Source organism: Paraglaciecola sp., assembly GCF_030730205.1.
Taxonomy (GTDB): domain Bacteria; phylum Pseudomonadota; class Gammaproteobacteria; order Enterobacterales; family Alteromonadaceae; genus Paraglaciecola.
Genome location: NZ_JANQVQ010000142.1, coordinates 10251 through 28343, shown reverse-complemented (window position 1 = coordinate 28343; position 18093 = coordinate 10251). Strand labels below are relative to the sequence as shown.

Annotated in this window: 17 protein-coding genes; 10 read left to right on the top strand and 7 right to left on the bottom strand. The window is 42.7% G+C overall.

What is annotated here, in order from left to right; all coding sequences use genetic code 11:
- Positions 1-4 precede the first annotated feature (4 nt).
- The 3 genes from NWQ57_RS10070 to NWQ57_RS10060 all read left to right on the top strand — a co-directional run bounded on the left by NWQ57_RS10070 (position 5) and on the right by NWQ57_RS10060 (position 3611).
- Positions 5-1348: a class II 3-deoxy-7-phosphoheptulonate synthase gene (locus NWQ57_RS10070; protein WP_306022023.1), complete on the top strand. Its 1344-nt coding sequence runs from the start codon at positions 5-7 to the stop codon at positions 1346-1348.
- 107 nt (positions 1349-1455) lie between these two features.
- Positions 1456-1686: a FeoA family protein gene (locus NWQ57_RS10065; RefSeq protein ID WP_306022022.1), complete on the top strand. Its 231-nt coding sequence runs from the start codon at positions 1456-1458 to the stop codon at positions 1684-1686.
- A 110-nt stretch (positions 1687-1796) separates the two neighbouring features.
- Positions 1797-3611 (top strand): ferrous iron transporter B, encoded by a 1815-nt coding sequence (locus tag NWQ57_RS10060; protein ID WP_306022021.1) that lies wholly within the window; start codon positions 1797-1799, stop codon positions 3609-3611.
- A 2-nt stretch (positions 3612-3613) separates the two neighbouring features.
- On the opposite strand, the gene NWQ57_RS10055 is transcribed toward NWQ57_RS10060, so the two are convergent.
- Complete coding sequence (locus tag NWQ57_RS10055; RefSeq protein ID WP_306022020.1) at positions 3614-4087, bottom strand: NYN domain-containing protein; 474 nt, start codon at positions 4085-4087, stop codon at positions 3614-3616.
- Between the two features lie 383 nt (positions 4088-4470).
- Between NWQ57_RS10055 and NWQ57_RS10050 the strand changes: the two genes are divergently transcribed.
- Complete coding sequence (locus NWQ57_RS10050; RefSeq protein WP_306022019.1) at positions 4471-4644, top strand: hypothetical protein; 174 nt, start codon at positions 4471-4473, stop codon at positions 4642-4644.
- Positions 4645-4719: 75 nt separating this feature from the next.
- On the opposite strand, the gene NWQ57_RS10045 is transcribed toward NWQ57_RS10050, so the two are convergent.
- From NWQ57_RS10045 to nadK, 5 genes are all read right to left on the bottom strand, one after another.
- Complete coding sequence (locus tag NWQ57_RS10045) at positions 4720-6303, bottom strand: ABC-F family ATPase (protein ID WP_306022018.1); 1584 nt, start codon at positions 6301-6303, stop codon at positions 4720-4722.
- Positions 6304-6447: 144 nt separating this feature from the next.
- The gene (locus NWQ57_RS10040; protein WP_306022017.1) at positions 6448-7329 is read right to left on the bottom strand and encodes a DUF2608 domain-containing protein; all 882 of its coding nucleotides are present in this window, start codon (positions 7327-7329) and stop codon (positions 6448-6450) included.
- Between the two features lie 317 nt (positions 7330-7646).
- Positions 7647-8003 (bottom strand): outer membrane protein assembly factor BamE, encoded by a 357-nt coding sequence (locus NWQ57_RS10035; RefSeq protein WP_306022016.1) that lies wholly within the window; start codon positions 8001-8003, stop codon positions 7647-7649.
- Between the two features lie 106 nt (positions 8004-8109).
- Positions 8110-9783, bottom strand: coding sequence for a DNA repair protein RecN (gene recN / locus NWQ57_RS10030; protein WP_306022015.1), 1674 nt, complete (start codon positions 9781-9783; stop codon positions 8110-8112).
- Between the two features lie 106 nt (positions 9784-9889).
- Positions 9890-10765 (bottom strand): NAD(+) kinase, encoded by an 876-nt coding sequence (gene nadK, locus NWQ57_RS10025; protein ID WP_306022014.1) that lies wholly within the window; start codon positions 10763-10765, stop codon positions 9890-9892.
- A gap of 177 nt (positions 10766-10942) precedes the next feature.
- Between nadK and nagZ the strand changes: the two genes are divergently transcribed.
- Together nagZ and NWQ57_RS10015 are read left to right on the top strand one after the other, a co-directional pair.
- Complete coding sequence (gene nagZ, locus NWQ57_RS10020; RefSeq protein WP_306022013.1) at positions 10943-11977, top strand: beta-N-acetylhexosaminidase; 1035 nt, start codon at positions 10943-10945, stop codon at positions 11975-11977.
- A 164-nt stretch (positions 11978-12141) separates the two neighbouring features.
- Complete coding sequence (locus tag NWQ57_RS10015) at positions 12142-12468, top strand: YunC family protein (protein ID WP_306022012.1); 327 nt, start codon at positions 12142-12144, stop codon at positions 12466-12468.
- A gap of 1 nt (position 12469) precedes the next feature.
- On the opposite strand, the gene NWQ57_RS10010 is transcribed toward NWQ57_RS10015, so the two are convergent.
- Positions 12470-13468 (bottom strand): LysR family transcriptional regulator, encoded by a 999-nt coding sequence (locus NWQ57_RS10010; RefSeq protein ID WP_306022011.1) that lies wholly within the window; start codon positions 13466-13468, stop codon positions 12470-12472.
- 360 nt (positions 13469-13828) lie between these two features.
- On the opposite strand from NWQ57_RS10010, the gene NWQ57_RS10005 reads away from it, so the two are divergent.
- The 4 genes from NWQ57_RS10005 to NWQ57_RS09990 form a co-directional block, all read left to right on the top strand.
- Positions 13829-15418, top strand: a complete 1590-nt coding sequence (locus NWQ57_RS10005; RefSeq protein WP_306022010.1) for an FAD-dependent oxidoreductase — start codon at positions 13829-13831, stop codon at positions 15416-15418.
- Positions 15408-16022, top strand: a complete 615-nt coding sequence (locus NWQ57_RS10000; RefSeq protein WP_306022009.1) for a cytochrome c — start codon at positions 15408-15410, stop codon at positions 16020-16022. The genes NWQ57_RS10005 and NWQ57_RS10000 overlap by 11 nt, the downstream gene beginning before the upstream one ends.
- 21 nt (positions 16023-16043) lie before the next feature.
- A complete protein-coding gene (locus NWQ57_RS09995) occupies positions 16044-16556 on the top strand; it encodes a RidA family protein (RefSeq protein WP_306022008.1) in 513 nt (170 codons plus the stop codon).
- A 99-nt stretch (positions 16557-16655) separates the two neighbouring features.
- The coding region (locus NWQ57_RS09990; RefSeq protein WP_306022007.1) for a TonB-dependent siderophore receptor at positions 16656-18093 on the top strand (1438 nt) is incomplete at its 3' end.

Genomic DNA, 18093 nt, shown 5'->3' with positions numbered 1-18093 from the left:
CATTGTGAGCCAGTGGCAACCCGATAGTTGGCGTGCAAAGCCGATTTTGCAACAACCAACGTATGAAGATAAACAACAATTAAGCGCAGTTGAACAAAAGTTAAAGAGTTATCCACCTTTAGTCTTTGCCGCCGAAACTCGCCAATTATTTAAGCAACTTGGCGCAGTAGCCGAGGGCAATGGATTTTTATTGCAAGGTGGCGATTGCGCTGAGTCGTTTAATGAATTTAATGCGCCTAAAATTCGCGATACCTTTAAGGTTATCTTGCAAATGGCCATTGTTTTGACCTTTGCAGGCCGTTGTCCGGTTACTAAAGTCGCGCGTATGGCAGGCCAATATGCCAAGCCTCGCTCTGGTGACTTTGAAACGATCGATGGCATAGCCTTACCCAGTTATCGTGGCGATATTATTAACAGTTTTGAGTTTACAGAAGCGGCTCGTCGACCCGATCCACAAAGAATGTTAGAAGCCTATAATCAGTCTGCTGCGACCTTGAACTTGTTGCGCGCTTTTGCTCAAGGCGGTTTAGCTGATTTGAACGAGGTGAACCGTTGGAATATGGCGTTTGTGGATAATAATCCATTAAAAGAACGCTATCAGGATATCGCTCAGCGTATTCAAGAGTCACTAGAGTTTATGAGTGTGATGGGGATTAATCCCACCAATACGCCAACCTTGCATGAAACGTCTTTGTTTACTTCTCATGAAGCTCTATTGCTTAATTACGAGCAAGCCTTAACCCGTATCGACACCCTAAGCGGCAACTGGTACAACTGTTCGGCGCACATGCTGTGGATTGGTGAACGTACGCGTCAACTTGATCATGCGCATTTGGAATTCTTCCGTGGTATCCATAACCCAATAGGGGTCAAAGTGGGTCCAAGCATGGGCGATGACGAATTAATTCAATTAATTGACGCGCTTAACCCACAGAATACTGCGGGGCGTTTAACGCTAATCACCCGCATGGGTGCAGATAATCTCGAGAAGAATCTCCCACGATTGTTACGCCGTGTTAAACAAGAAGGCCGCAAAGTGGTGTGGAGTTCTGATCCGATGCACGGTAACACTATTAAAGCTTCTAGTGGTTTTAAAACGCGAAATTTTGATGCTATCTTGCGTGAAATTCAGCAATTTTTTGCCGCACACAAAGCAGAAGGAACTCATGCTGGAGGTATTCATCTTGAAATGACTGGACAGCATGTGACTGAGTGCACAGGTGGGGCATATCAAATCAGTGATGATGACTTAGCCCAAGCATATAAAACCCAGTGCGACCCACGATTGAACGCCGACCAAGTGTTAGAAATGGCATTTTTGGTAGCCGATCATTTACGCGTAAAATAATAAGTCCGCTTTACGTGCAGGAGTGCAGCACATTGATTGCACTCTTACCCCCTTTAATGGTATAAATGCGAATTGTTTGCATTTGTAGCTTTTATTAAGGTGCTTGTATGACGCTTTGGGAAATTAAAAATAAACAATCAGCAATGATTGATAGTCTTGATGCCACTTTAGTACCTGCAATTGGGCAGCGCCTAAACGAAATGGGGTTTGCCAGTGGGCAGTTAATTCAATGTTTACGCCGTAGCCCGCTAAAAGGCCCTTTGGTTTTGCAACTAGGTGATTGTGTGTATTCTTTGGAGCAAAGCATCGCCACACGCATCAATATCACCGCTGCGTAATACATATCATCGTTTTATTTTTTCAAACGAAAGACGCAGTAATACCACAGCAAATTTCTCAGTGTTGATACGTTAAGTATTGCAATTAAACACAGGTTTTAAGGCAGTTAATGAAAAATATCATCTTGGTTGGTAAACCCAACTCAGGCAAGAGCTTATTATTCAATCAATTAACCGGAATGCGTCAAAAAGTAGCTAATTTCCCAGGCGTAACGGTAGAGCTCAAAAGTGGAAAGTTTGATCAGTATCAACTGGTTGATTTTCCTGGTACCTATTCTTTACAAAGCCTTTCTCGCGATGAAGAGCTAGCTATTGCTAAGTTGCATGAAGCGATGCATAGCGATGACACCTCGTTGATTGTATGTAACTTGGATGCTACTCGTTTAGAACGTAGTTTGGTGTTTGGCTTGCAGGTCAGAGATCTTGCCTTTCAACATAACAAAGGCCTTATATTTGCCTTAAATATGATCGATGAAGTCTCTCGTTTTGGCCATCATATTGATACCGAACAACTCGCACAAGACTTAGGTTGTAAGGTGCATGCTCTTTCGGCCAAAACCTTACTTGGCTTACATGAGTTTAGACTTGCCTTGCTCGATGCGGCTCAACATCCGCAAGATTTCATCCCGCTAAAAACAGAAGAGGCAAGCCAACCCGTATTGGAAATCAGTCGAAAATTATCTCAGCAATATGGCATAAAAGCGGATGTAGTACTGAAAAGACAAAACAAAATAGATGACTTTTTGCTGAATAATGTATTTGGTGGTTTAATCTTTTTAGTCATTATGTTCCTGTTATTCCAGAGTATTTTTACTTGGGCAAGTCCTTTAATGGATGGTGTTGAAGCCATCGTTGGCCAGTTAGCTGCACTGTCTAGTAGTGTGTTACCGCCTGGGGTTGTTAATGATTTTGTTACTGATGCGCTCTTTGGCGGAGTAGGATCATTTTTAGTCTTTGTGCCACAAATTATGGTACTGACCTTGGTCATTGGCCTATTAGAGGATACTGGTTACTTAGCTCGTGCAGCGTTAATTTGCCATAAACCGCTAAGCTTTTTTGGTTTATCTGGCAGAAGCTTTATTCCTTACTTATCAGGCCACGCATGCGCTATCCCTGCGATATTTGCCGCGAGAACCATCGAGTCACCGCGCAAACGCCTAATTACCATGATGACTATCCCTTTGATGTCATGTTCTGCTCGTTTGCCAGTTTATGCGCTATTAATAGCGGTGCTGGTCCCTGAAACGCAATACTTAGGTGGTTTACTTAACTTACAGGGGATTACGTTTTTCATTTTGTATTTCATCGGGATTTTAACCGCCTTATTAGTGAGTACTTTGCTTAACAAACTCACTGACATGAATACAGATCAGGCTGAAATGCCCTTTATTCTAGAATTGCCCACTTACCGATTACCGCACTGGAAACCCCTTATTCACCGCGTATTAACCAGTGCTAAGCAGTTCATTAAACGAGCTGCGCCAGTCATTTTTATGGTTTCTGTGGTTATTTGGTTTTTGGGCTATTTTCCGCAAAACGGTGACTTACAGTCTTCGTATTTGGCAATGCTAGGCCATTGGATTGATCCGATATTTACGCCTTTGGGTTTGGATTGGCGTTATGGCGTGGCTATTTTAGTCTCGTTTTTAGCCAGAGAAGTTTTCGTTGGTGCACTGGGTACTTTGTTTGGTATCGAAGGAGCGGATGAAAATATTGCTGGACTGGCTGCAAACATTCAAAGCGATGGTTTGGCTTTAGGGGCTGGAATTGGTCTGATGCTGTTTTACGTCGTAGCGTTGCAGTGTGTTGCTACAGTAGCGACAATTAAAGGCGAAACAGGCAGTAAAAAGATCGCTTGGGGCTTATTTGTTGGTTACGGCCTTCTTGCCTATTTCTTGGCGTTCTTGGCCGCAACGTTTATTTAAACCTACAGTAGCAGGCTGTCGTCGATTTTAATAAACTCGTCGGCAGCATTCACTAAAGAGTTTGCTGTGAGTTGGGGAACGCCATAGACCACCGTTCTGCATTGATGTTTATGCTTTAAAGTAGCGAGCAGTAAATCAAAGTCTCCATCACCAGAGAGCAAAACCAAACAATCAATATCTTTTGCTGCTTCAAGGGCGTCGATAGTAATGCCTACGTCCCAATCTCCTTTCGCCGAGCCATCACTACGTTGGATAAAGGGTTTTAATTTTACGTTGAAACCGATGTGCTTCAAGGCATTTTGAAACTTACCTTGTTGCATATCTCCTTTGTCTATTGCGTAAGCATTGGCGATAACTATCTCTCCTCGTTGACTAAGTTGCTGCCAAAACTCTCGGTAATTAAATTGTTTGGCGAAAGCGTCGCGAGTGGTGTAGTAAATATTTTGCACATCGACAAGTACTGCAATTTTGAGCATAAGGATTAGAGGATCAGTAAACTACGGAAGGCGATGATAACACGCTAAACAAGATAGATTAGTTTTATCATTAATAAGGCTTGCTAATAACCTCCATTCATCATAGACTGCTTGCGACTTGTTTATCCTCTCACCAAACAAGTCTTCAATGTATTGTCTTTCTCTGATCCAGTCGACCAACATTAAAAAAATAACAAAGCTGAATTATTGTACGGCGAGCTCGTGAGCGTAAAACAGGATGATTTTTCCTTGTAGCTCATACAGATAAAACCTTAATAGCGTTATCGTCAACACTATAGTGAAGCTTCTTTTTAGTTTTTGATAAACCTTGTTTGTATTGATTAATACGAGACAGTGGCTTATCTGTAAAATAGAGTTTTATTATGTCATTTACTACCTATCACGGTACTGATATCCGTGTAGCGTGCCCAGTGCATGCAATATCTGTTAACAAACACAAAGTGGCGTTTGCTGACCAATTTGGTCAAAAGTTGAATGTTTTTACTTCAACCCAAGAAGCGAAAGCGTTTGTATCTTGGTTACTGACGATTCATTAATCGTTGTGAATACCAAGCAATAAGAAACCGGATTAATTCCGGTTTTTTATTGCCTATTTAATCCTAGTAAAATATTTAGGCTTGGCTGGCTAAATAGCTCTCGTAATCACCTTTAAAATCAATGACCTTACTTGGTGTTATTTCGATAATACGCGTGGCGAGAGACGATACAAACTCTCGATCGTGACTAACAAAAATCAAGGTGCCTGGGTAGTTTTCCAAGGCCAAGTTAAGTGACTCAATAGATTCCATATCTAAGTGGTTAGTAGGTTCATCCATGACTAAAATATTGGGTTTTTGCAACATAAGCTTGCCAAAAAGCATCCGTCCTTGCTCACCACCAGAGATAACCTTCACAGACTTATTGATTTCGCTTTGCGAAAATAATAAACGCCCCAGTGTGCCTCTGATAACCTGTTCATCATCTCCTTCTTGTGCCCATTGATACATCCATTCAACCAGAGACAAGTCTTTTTCAAAATCTGATGCATGATCCTGCGCATAATAGCCTATGTTTGAATTTTCCGACCATTTGACTTCCCCAGTGGATGGCGCAACCTTTGACATTAAACAATTCAATAAAGTGGTTTTACCTACACCGTTAGCACCGATCACGGCGACACGCTCACCAACTTCTACCATTAGATTTAGATTTTTAAACAATTGCTCATCAAATGATTTCGATAATTCAGTCACTTCTAGCGCTTGACGATGCAGCTTTTTACTTTCTTCAAACCGAATAAAAGGGTTTTGACGACTAGAGGGTTTAACGTCATCCAATTTTATTTTATCTATCTGTTTAGCGCGACTGGTCGCTTGTTTCGACTTAGACGCATTGGCAGAAAAGCGACTAACAAAGGTGCGTAACTCGGCTATTTGCGCTTTTTTCTTCGCATTATCGGCCAATAAACGTTCGCGCGCTTGAGTAGACGCGGTCATATATTCATCGTAATTACCAGCAAACAAACGGATCTCGCCGTAATCTAAATCGGCCATATGCGTGCAGACTGAGTTTAAGAAATGTCGATCGTGCGAAATGATGATCATGGTGCAGTTACGTTCGTTCAATATGGTCTCTAACCAACGGATCGTATTAATGTCCAAGTTGTTAGTGGGTTCATCTAACAACATGATGTCAGGATCTGAAAACAACACTTGAGCAAGTAACACCCTTAATTTCCAACCTGGGGCTATTTCACTCATTAAGCCATAATGTTGCTCTACCGGAATACCTACTGCGATAAGTAATTCACCTGCTCTCGCTTCTGCCGTATAACCATCCATTTCGGCAAACTCAGACTCAAGTTCAGCAACACGAATACCATCTTCCTCGGTCATCTCTGGATTAGCGTATATCGCGTCTCTTTCGGCTTTTACCGTCCAAAGTTCAGTGTGACCCATAACAACGGCATCAATAACGCTATATTCCTCATAAGCGAACTGATCTTGTTTTAACTTACCAATACGTTCACCCGGATCGGTAGACACATTGCCTGCTGAAGGCTCTAAGTCACCGCCTAAAATTTTCATAAAGGTGGATTTACCACTGCCATTGGCACCAATTAAACCATAACGATTATTGTTGCCAAATTTAACGGATACATTTTCAAATAGTGGCTTTTCGCCAAATTGCATGGTGATGTTTGCGGTACTTAGCAAGGTAATAATTCCAAGGTTAGATAGTGAGAAAGTGCGTTAACTGCGCGATGTTTACAAAGCGGCAGAAAATTTGGCGCATATTATGCCACAAAATAAACCGGCCTGCTAAAAATTAGGCCGGTTTATTGGGAAGAGGAAAGGGAGTTAGTTGCTGCTTAAACAGCTACCTGAGCTTCTGCTTGGATAAATTGAATTTATCAATGCTGTTAAAGTATCCCATTGGTGGGCCATCTCATCAGCTTGATTTTGACTCAGTATTGCACCATTTTTTTTCATGCGGTCTTCTTCTACCTTGTTGTAGTGAAAAATCGTCATGTCTATAGTGCCATTGCCCTTATACGCTTCGTATAGGTTATCGATATTTTTTTGTGAATCGTCGACAAACACGATCGCTTTGAACTGTCGCTGCATTTTACTTAGTAGGTAATCAAGCATTGCGCCTTTATTCATACCAGAGGTCATCATGATACCTTGCATATACGTCATTTCTCTTGGGATAAACTCTCGTAGAAGTGGCGCGTCTTGGCCTATTGGGCTCAATGCCGTAACACTGAGATCAATGCCTGCACGAGACAATTCACGTTCAGTTGCGGAGCGCGTTTTAGGCGAGCGAGAGGTTAAGGCAAATACGGTAATACCTTGCTGTTGCCAGTCGTTAATCATCGCAGGTAAGGCAGATTCAGTCAGCACCATCGGACTAAGTTCGTATAATAAACTAATGCTGTCTTCAAACAAACATTGTACTTTTTGCTCTTCACGGGGTTTTACCGCTAAGCTACCGCGTTGCCATTGATACCAAATATCGCCACCCAAATCACTTTCACTGGTCAATAGGGTATTGTCAATATCAACGACCACTAAGACATTATCACTGTTATACCGAGTGGTTTTTTGCTTTATGGTTTTTACCACATCCTTAAATGCATGGGTTTCTTGTACAACTACGCCAGATTGTTCTGGCTGAGGAGAGTTAGCACAGGCACTAACACTTAAAAGGAGTAAAATAAGTAAAAGGGATTGTTTCATTCGTAGCTCAATATCTTCTTCTAGTTTAATAATTTAAGGCGTGTTTGTAGTGTGCTATAGAAAGAGCATTGTAACCATTAAAAGCTTGCAGTTGTATGACAATAAGCCCATGAATTGATTCGATAATTGCCTTGTCATACATGCAATTCGTTAACCAGTGCTGCGATGTTGCACCAGCCACGTACTTGCTGTTTAAGATGGTTAAGCCGCCGAACTCCGTCTACACATTTAAGGTGCTTTTTAATAGGGGGTAGGGCAGTGATGAACTAAAATGCCAGCTTGATAACCAAGGGCCTCAAACTGGCTAGGCCGACACCTTATTGATCTAGTGGAGTATTAAAATCTTCGGATAACTCGAAGTCCCCAACTACTGAATTGACTTTATCATCAACAAAGGTAATGGTGAGCTCTTTACGGAAGTCCTCTCCACGCTTTTTCATCCCTCTTTTCATTTGATACAAATAGTACCAAGTGTCGTGGTTGAACGAGTCTTCAACTACAGGTTTACCTAATACATAGATAACCTGTTCTTTAGTCATATCAATGCGTAATTTTTTAACGTCTTTGTCGTCTAAAAAATTACCTTGTGGTACATCAATACGGAAAATCCAATCAGCACAAGCTGACAACATAAACGTGGCGCTTAACACGACCAATAAATTTCTGAACTTCATTATTATTTAGTATCTCGGCGTTTAAAAAATGACCTATCGGCGACACCTATTTAAAATAAGCGTCGCATCCTAACCCAGCCGAGTTCAAGCAATCAATGCTTAATTACTATGAATTACTGATTTGCAGTAATTCTTTTGCATTAGCAATTGCTGACTCAGTCAAAGTATCCCCAGCTAATAGACGTGCTAATTCGTCAATTCGTTCATTTTCTTCTAAACAAATCATGTGAGTTTCTGTTGTTTGTTCATCACTGAATTTCGCGACAAACATTTGATTGTGTGCTCTGGCAGCCACTTGAGGTAAGTGAGTCACACAAATAACTTGAGTCTGTTCGCCTAATTTACGCAATAACTGCCCCACGATAGAAGCGGTTGCACCACTTATTCCACTGTCAACTTCGTCAAAAATCATGGTGGCTACTTGACTATTACCGGAGCCAATAACTTGGATCGCCAATCCAATACGGGATAACTCGCCGCCTGACACGACTTTTTCAAGATCATCCATCGCTTGACCTTTATTAGTCGACACTTTAAAGCGTACTGCGTCTAAACCAAGTTTATGGGGAACATTGTCAGTAATATGCTGAACATCAATAGCAAATTCAGCGTCTTTCATGTTCATTTTTTGAATATGTTGTTGTACTTGCTTGGCAAAATTAAGCGCAGCTTTTTGTCGAGAATCACTGAGTTTTTTAGCGGCTAAATAATAGGCTTGTTCGCTCTGTCTTAATTGCAGCTCTAATTCTTCTAATAAATCATCCTCTTTCATTAGCCCTTGGTATTCATTGCTTAGTTGTTGATGAAAGTCATAAAGTTCTTCTGCAGGGACATGGTGTTTTCTTGCTAAATCAAGCGCCTGTGAAAAACGCGCCTCGACGGTTTGCATTCGCATCGGATCAATTTCAAGTTGGTCGGTATAAGCACGAAGTTCTTGAGCCGCTTCTTCAATTTGAATTGCCGCTTCGTTTAGCATATTTACAATGGGCCCTAAACTTTGATCATGCTCTTGCAACTCTGCCAAGCGTTCTAAACTGTTTTGCACCGCCGACAAGGCGTTAAATTCGTCTGCCTCATATAACTGATGAAAACTAATTTGCGTTTGCTCAAGCAGGGTTTGACTGTGGCTTAATTTTTTATGATCAATCTCAAGTTCGTTAAATTCACCATCGGCTAGGGCAAACTCATCAAGCTCTTGAATTTGATAAGCCAATAATTGACAGCGGTCAGCTCGTTGTTGCTGGCCTTCTTCAAGTTGCTGATAGCGTTTTTGCTGCTCTCGCAATTTTTGATATGTTTGTGCTACCGCTTGGAGTAAGTTTTGGTGATCCGCTACTCCATCAAGCAAATTGCGTTGTTGCTCACTTTTCAGAATAAGCTGATGGGCATGTTGACCATGAATGCTCAGCAGATTACTGCCTAAGTCTTTTAATTGCTGCAAGGAAACGGGTATACCGTTTACAAAGGCTTTTGAACGACCTTCAGCAGATATCACTCGCCTAATTAAACATTCATCTTCGTCAGCCAATTCATTTTTTTGCAGCCAGGCCTGTGCCGCTTGCAATTTAGTAATATCAAAAAAGGCACTGACTTCGGCTTTATCTGCGCCCGTTCGCACCATGCCGCTATCAGCCCTTTCACCGAGGCATAGGCCGAGTGCATCAACAGAAATAGACTTACCTGCACCAGTTTCACCAGTGATGGCGGTCATACCGTTTGAAAAATCAACGTCTAAGGTTTTTACGACTGCAAAATTTCGGATCGATAAGTGAGTGAGCATAATTCTTAATAGTGGTTATATATACAGTAACTGTAAATATAACCATGAGTATGCATACTGTCCAGTACTAACAAAAAATATCCTTGTTTTTCTGTTGGCCCGTCATTTAATACAGTTTGGTACCCCAATTGAGCTTAGTGCGTAAGACGTTAAAATAGTTATAGTCTTTGGGGTGGATAAGAGATAAGCGGTTTGGATTTTTTCGAATAATAACTTCGTCGCCGGGTAGCACTGTCAACACAATATGGCTGTCGCAACTAACCTGCAGATTATCGCGATTTTCAGGTGATATCTTCATTTTTACCGTACTGTTGGCGTCAATGACAATGGGACGGCTGCTCAGGGTGTGCGGAAACATTGGGACTAGGGTTAAGGCGTCGAGGTTGGGCGTGAGTATGGGGCCACCGCCAGATAACGAATAAGCAGTTGAACCTGTTGGTGTGGCAACGATCAAACCATCTGAACGTTGACTATAAACAAAGATATCATCTAAATACACTTCAAACTCAAGCATGTGCGCTACTTTGCCGTGGTGAAGTACCACTTCGTTGACGGCCGAATCTTTACTTTGCATTTTGCCGTGTCTAAACACCTCGACTTCAAGTAAAAACCGCTGCTCGGTGATGCATTCGCCATTGAAAATACTGTCAAGTTGTTGTTCAAAGTCTTCGGGGTTAATGTCGGTTAAAAAACCTAAGTTACCCCGGTTAATACCCACAACTGCAACGTTGAATTCGGCAAGTACCCTTGCAGCACCCAGCATATTGCCGTCACCACCTACTACAATAGCAAGATCAGCTTGTTTGCCAATTTCTTTAATGCTGGCTGATTCAAAGCCATTTGAATCAAGTTTATTAGCTGTGTTTTCTTCAACTAGAATGCGGCATCCGCGCTTTTTTAAATAAACAATGATGGCCTTAAAGCTAAGATTAGCGCCTTGGTGCGCTTGTTTGCCAATTAAGCCTACTGTTGAGAATTCCATATATAAACATCAAAAATAACCATTCGGTAGTATAATCATGGCTGTTAAGGAATGTCATAACTTTATGTTAACTAAACTTAAAAAAACGGTTTAGTTGCATTGGCGTAGGATTCGATTGACTCGCTGATAGTGATGTTTTTATAGTGTCTCAAACGAAATTAAATATAAGAAGTAAACATGGGTCCATTAATGATTGATGTGTCGGGTTATGAACTGACGCATGAAGAAATTGAGATGTTGGATCATCCTCTGATTGGCGGTTTGATTTTATTTAGTCGTAATTTTTATGATCAGGCTCAGCTCAGTGATCTCATTAAACACATTAGACAATCTTGCCGCAACGACATCATTATTGCTGTCGATCACGAAGGGGGCAGGGTACAGCGCTTTAGGCAAGGTTTTAGCTTAATTCCCGCTATGGGTAAACTCTTCCCCTTAAATAGCGACCGCGAGCCCGTTAGTATCGAACAAAGTAATCGCTGGGCTGAACAATTTGGCTGGTTAATGGCCGCTGAATTACTGGCGTTTGACATCGATATTAGTTTTGCACCCGTGCTAGACATCAATGGTAACTCACAAGTCATTGGCGACCGAAGTTTTCATCAGCAGCCTCAACATATTGTCAGGTTGGCCAGTGAATTTATTCGGGGGATGCACCGAGCAGGAATGAAAGCCACAGGTAAACATTTTCCTGGTCACGGTAATGTGTTGGAGGACTCTCACATTGCGATGCCTGTTGACAGGCGCAGCCGTGAAGAAATAATGCGTATTGATATGCAAATATTCAAAGATATTCATCAACAAGGTTTGTTGTCTGCAGTCATGCCTGCTCATGTTATTTACCCGGAGGTAGACGCGTTACCGGCTGGTTTTTCTAAGACTTGGATTGGCCAAATTTTACGTCAAGAATTGGCGTTTGATGGTGTGGTATTTTCCGATGATTTATCCATGCAAGGGGCTAAACAAGTGGGTGATATAATCACTCGTGTTGAGTCTGCATTAGCAGCGGGGTGTGACATGGCGCTGGTATGCAATGATCCCGCTAGTGCCATGGCTGCGATTGACGGCTTACCCAGTAATTTAGTGGTCAGTGAGCGTCCAGCCTCCTTGAAAAAAAGTCTCAGCATGAGTTTTAAACAATTAAAACAAACTGATGCCTTTCAAAATGCGCAGCGCAGTCTTGAGCAGTTTAATGAGTTAATGACTCGATAAAATGTTTACTTTGCAAAAGCATTTTCTCTATGCTGCGGCTTCTCATTTAGGCTATTGAAATAATCGCTAGCCTACAATGCTTGGCACTCTTGTTGCTTCAACGCTTCGTCAGTAAATGACAAGACAACAATAACAATACGCAACAATATTGAGGATAAAGGCAGATGAAAATTATTATGTGGGCAAGTGCAGGTTTATTATTTGCTTCGAGCGTATTCGCAGATAGTTTTAGTTGGGGAGAATTAAAGCGAGAAAGAATAGATTTAAAACTGCCCTTGTTAACGATCCAAGGAGAGAAAGGTCTTTTAGCCTGTGGTTACATTAATGCCGCTACCTGTGACAAAACGGGTGAAGCTTGCGCTATCGTGTCAGGGGTAAACGACCATAATGAAATGTTAAATAAACCGGTTGTGGCTCTATCGTCTGCGGCTAAAACCTTAGGTGTAGAATTAGGCATGTCAGGCGCACAGGCTTTAGATTTACTGCGTTAATTCAGCCTGCGGCTAAGGTTTCAAGCTGCATTCTCGATGGCCGAGCGTATTTTTTATCAAGTAGACTACCGCGCCAAAACTGTTGATTATGCATGCTTGCAGTCACTTCTCGAATTAGTTCAAATACCGAAATGACCGCAACATCCTGGGATTTTTTTTCAATCATTTGTAAATAGACATCTCGCTGCAAGGCGGGTTGTACAATATTGATGGCGCGGATTTGATTGCTCGATTCTAGGTGAAAAGCACCAGAAGAGGGCAAGACCGCTAAACCAAAACCTTGAGTAACGTAGTGCAAAGTGGTCATAAGTTGGCCAAAGGCGTTTTTAGGTTTCAGTTTGATACCACTTTTTTGCGCTTGTTCTGTGAGTAGGCGATACATGGCATCTTGCTCAACGGGCATAAAAATATCGTAATGTTGTAAATCTCTAAAATGAATAGAGCCGTACAGGGCTAGTTCACTGTAAGCAGGATTTTTTGGATGATGTGAGATATACAGGTAGAGATTTTCTCTTATTAACGGTATTGAACGCTGTGTTGCGTTTATTCCGGCAGGATTAAAACTCAGGGCTATATCAACTTCTTCATCATTAAACCATTGCTCTACTGCCATAGAGGGCCCTATCCTAAAGCTCAATTCAACATTGGCAAAACGATGCTCTAATTCGGTTAGCAATTCAATCGACAATACGTTGCAACAGGATTGGCTTAGCCCCACCACCACCTTACCTTTGCAATCCTTTTTACTGCCCATCAGATCAGCTTTGGCTGCATTGATTTGAGTTAAAATAATGCGAGCATGCTCTTCAAAGCAGCGACCTGCTTCAGTAAGCTCTACGCCGCGAAAATCCCTTTCAAACAACTTAATTTTTAACTCATGCTCTAAATTTGCCAACTGTAAACTTATCGCCGGTTGCGCAACATCCAACTCTCTGGCTGCTGCGGTAATACTGCCTTGTTCGGCTGTCGCTAAAAAATACTGCAACTGTTTAGTATTCATTACTTACCTAGTTAAAGTGAATCGCTCGTCAATGTTTGATAGCACGATTAACTGCCCTGTAAGTAATCGTTAATCCTAAACTGTTGGTGCGTTAGCTAACAAACAATACAAAAATAGTGCCAAAAAAAATAAATGCCGTGGCTGCAGGGCGATGGTGCGCCTGTTAGATCCATTTTAATTCCCCTTAATACAACAGATTATTGACGACTATTTTACGAGATTTTAAAGGGTATAAAAAAAATATAGAGCCCTACCACATTAAACTGCGTTCTGTCCTAGGGCGAGTCTGGTTAGCATAAAGCTCTGTTTTGCAGCGTGTTTTTTTTAACCACCAAATATTAGGATGTAGTTTTAAGACCTATGCTAAATATAACTCGTAGACAATTTCTCACTTATGTTGGTGCGGCAGGTGGCTCTTCTGCCTTACTCAAAGCCAACCTAGCACTGGGTTTGATGCATGACGACCCCTACGCCGGTCCGGTTACTGTCAAGCCTGCTTCTAGTACCAATAAGCCTAGCGCGTTGATACTGGGTGCGGGTATAGCAGGGCTTGCTACGGCAATTGAATTAGAACGAGCTGGCTATCAAGTCACAATCCTTGAAGCGTCGCATCGGGCCGGTGGACGAAATTTAACCGTGCGTCACGGTGATAAAATTGATGAGATGGGCCAGCCGCAAATTTGTCAGTTTGATAAAGCCGAAAACCTGTATTTTAACTGCGGTCCTGCACGAATTCCGGGGCATCATCGCCGCTTATTGCACTATTGTAGAGCTTTGGGTGTGCCATTACAGATCAAAGCCAATAGTTGTAAATTAGCCTATTTTCACGACGACAAGGCATTTGGTGGTAAGCCCGTTAGACAAATTGACTATCACGCCGATGTGAGAGGCCTGATGGCTGAGTTGTTGTGGAAGTCGGCCGATGCTCATCAATACGATCAGTTGCTTAGTGAAGACGATGTCGCAAAGCTAATGAAGTTTGCGCGTCTTCATGGGGATTTAACCGAAGCGGGCAAATATGTAGGTACTGAGCGTGCAGGCTCGACCACTGATCGTATGTTGGAGTTTCCAAAACCCCATGCCCCCATTGAATTAAAAGCGATGTTAGATAGCAGCTTTTGGTATGGCGGTTTATTAGGGGCTGAGCTGTATGACTGGTGTGAGCCATTAATGGAACCAACCGGTGGTATGGATGGCGTAGTAAAGGGCTTTGTGCGTCATTTAAAAGCTAAGCCTGTATTACATGCGCAAGTTAAAAAAATCTACAATCAGGAAAATGGCGTAGAGGTTACTTACGAACAAAACGGCCAATTTCATACGATTCAAGCCGATTACTGCTTTAACAATATTCCTGCCTACTTTATGGCTGGCATTGAAAACAACTTCTCTTCAGTTTATCAAGCTGGGCTAGACAGCATCAAACGTGGCCATCTGTTTAAGATTGCTTATCAAATGAAAGAACGCTTTTGGGAAAAAGAAGGAATCTACGGTGGTATTTCTTATACCTCTGATCCGGTTGCCCAGTTGTGGTACCCCTCCCACGATATTCATGCACCAAAGGGCATCTTGTTAGGTGCCTACACGTGGGATCCTAAAGTCAGTGCTGCATTTGAAGCCATGACACCCGCTGAACGTTTACTTGCCGGTGCTAAATCGGGTGAAAAAATCCACCCTGGTTACAGCAAATACATCGAAAACGGCATCAGTATTCCTTGGGCACGAATGAATCACCAAATGGGCTGTGGCATGCGCATGAGCCCAGAAGATTGGGACAAGTACTTTCACGTATTGCAAAAACCTGAAGGCCGTCATTTTATGATTGGTGATCAAATCAGTCATCACAGTGGCTGGCAAGAGGGGGCTCTCGCATCAAGTGAACAAGCCCTCAATCAGCTTAATAAACTTCTCAGTGTAAATATCGACCATGGAGTTAACAGCCATGTTAGTTAAATCATTTTTAGTGTTACTCACCCTAGCAGCTATGTCTCAGTTAGCCGTCGCTGAAGAGACACCAACTCCCGAAGGCCTTGAGTATTGTACCGTGTGTCATGGTAGTCAGTTAAAAGGCAATGCCAATATTGGAGCCCCGCGCCTCAGCGGTTTGCCTCAGTGGTATATCGAACGCCAATTACTCAATTTTAAACAAGGGATCCGTGGTGCCCATAGCGACGATGATCGTGGTATGGAAATGCGTCCCATGGTGAGTGGCTTAAGTGTGGATGAGCTAAAAGCCATTGCCGCTTGGGTGGCCAAAACCGAATCAGATAAACCTAAAGCAACCCTAACTGCAGACAGTTCAGCGGGCAAAGCGCTTTATCAAAGCTGCGCCGCCTGTCATGGCGCACAGGGGGAAGGTAACAAAGCCATTGGAGCGCCGAGTTTAACCGGACTCAATGATTGGTATTTGGTCACTCAACTCAATCATTTTCGTCTCAATGTCAGAGGCGCGCAAAGCGCTGACACTTATGGTCAGCAGATGAAGGCCGCCAGTGTCATGGTGACTTCCGAGCAAGATGCGGCCAATTTAGCCGCCTATATTACCCAACTTAATTAGTTTACTAGGAGCTGTATATTCATGAAAAAATCTTTATCCCTTGCTACATCTGCCTTAGTCGCCGCTAGCACCTTGTTTAGTGTGTCGACTCTTGCTGATGTGACTCGTCATGCCTTACCTAACAATAATCCTTTTCCCATTTCTCGAGCGGTCGAAGTTAGTCCGGAAACCACATTGATCTTTCATAGTGGCATGGTACCAGGGCCTGTTAATCCAGAAGCAGAGCGCGGCAGCCGCGAATATTACGGCGACACTGAAACACAAGCTTTAAACGTATTTAAACGATTTGAAGAGTCGTTTAAAGAGCTTGGTGTCGGTTTTGGTGACGTCATTAAGATGCAAGTCTTCATGGTAGGCGACCCCACCATGGACGGCAAAATGGATTTTGGCGGGTTTATGAAAGCCTACACCTTGTACTTCGGCACTAAGGAACAACCCAACAAACCGGCCCGTTCTGCCTTTCAGATCGCTGGATTAGCCGGTGGGCCAAACATGCTTATCGAAATTGAAATGGTCATTGCCAAACCTAAATGAGAGATGAGCTCTAACGTTGACTAGGCGCTAGAGCATCCATTTAACCAGTAATTCTAGTCACACACTACCAAGCGCTACTATAAAAATAAGGGGAACACTATGCTTCAGCAATCTAAGCTAAATAAAGCAATAAAAACCAGCTTAATGACGTGGGCACTTAGCACAGTCGCCCTGTCGTCGGCCATGGCACAAGAAACACCAGATGCAGCCGCCGATGCTGAATCGTATGAAAAGGTGGTTATCACCGGTTCACGTGGTGCTCCGCGCTCTTTAGCAGATTCACCTGTACCCGTTGATGTACTCAGTGAAGATGATTTAGCGGGTGTACCATTTACTGATACTAACGATGTATTAAAAACCTTAGTACCGTCGTATTCATTGCAACGTCAACCTATTTCAGATGGTGCATCGTTTATTCGTCCGGCAACACTCCGTGGCATGCCGACTGACAAAACCCTCGTATTAGTGAACTCTAAACGTCGCCACCGTTCTGCATTAGTACAAATTGGTGGTTCAGGTACCCAAGGGCCAGATATCGCGACTATTCCTTCATCAGCTTTAAAAGGTGTTGAAGTGCTGCGTGACGGCGCTGCCGCACAATATGGTTCTGACGCTATCGCTGGGGTAATTAACTTTGTCTTAAAAGACAACGATGAAGGCGGTTCATTTTCACTTGAAACAGGCCAATACTACGAAGGGGATGGTGAGCAAATCACCATGACTGGTAACGTTGGTTTTGCCCTTGGCGACAAAGGATTTGTTAGCATATCAGCTGAATATGCTGATTCAAATTCCACCTCTCGTTCCGAGCAGTACTGTGAGTCATGGGCCTGTGTTGATGCCACAAGTCCTGATTTCTTGGGTGGTGGCTCGTTCGATTCGAGCCTCGCAGGTTACACTGAAGAGGGTTTTATCGCTGGTTTGGACGCTGCCAACTTAGGCGGAGAAGGAGTGGTACAGCCTTGGGGACAACCGAATACCTCGGGTACGCGTTTGTTTTTTAACAGTGGTTACGAAATCAGTGACAACATGAAGTTTTATGCTTTTGGTAACTACTCTGAAAGTGAAGGTGATGGCTCCTTCTACTATCGCTATCCTGGTAACGGCACAATTGAAAATATACGTGAACAAGATGGCTCGTTATACAGCCCACTGGAAAAATTCCCGGGCGGTTTCACACCACGTTTCTTTGGTGACATTACTGACTATTCTCTAGTAACTGGCCTTGAAGGTGAATTTGCTAACGGTATGACTTATGATTTCAGTGGTCGTTATGGCTCAAATGAAATCTCTTATACCCTTAAAAATACGATCAACCCTTCTATGGGCTCTGACTCGCCCACTTCTTTTACACCAGGGGATTTAATCAACGAAGAATTACAATTTTCGGCTGACTTTACCAAGTACTTTGATGCTGATTTGTACTCTGATGTCTTGGTTGCCTTCGGTTTAACTTACATGGAAGAAAGCTATGAGTTGGTTGGCGGTGATGAAGCTTCGTATTCTGCTGGCCCTTATGCTTTGCCCGATCCTTGGG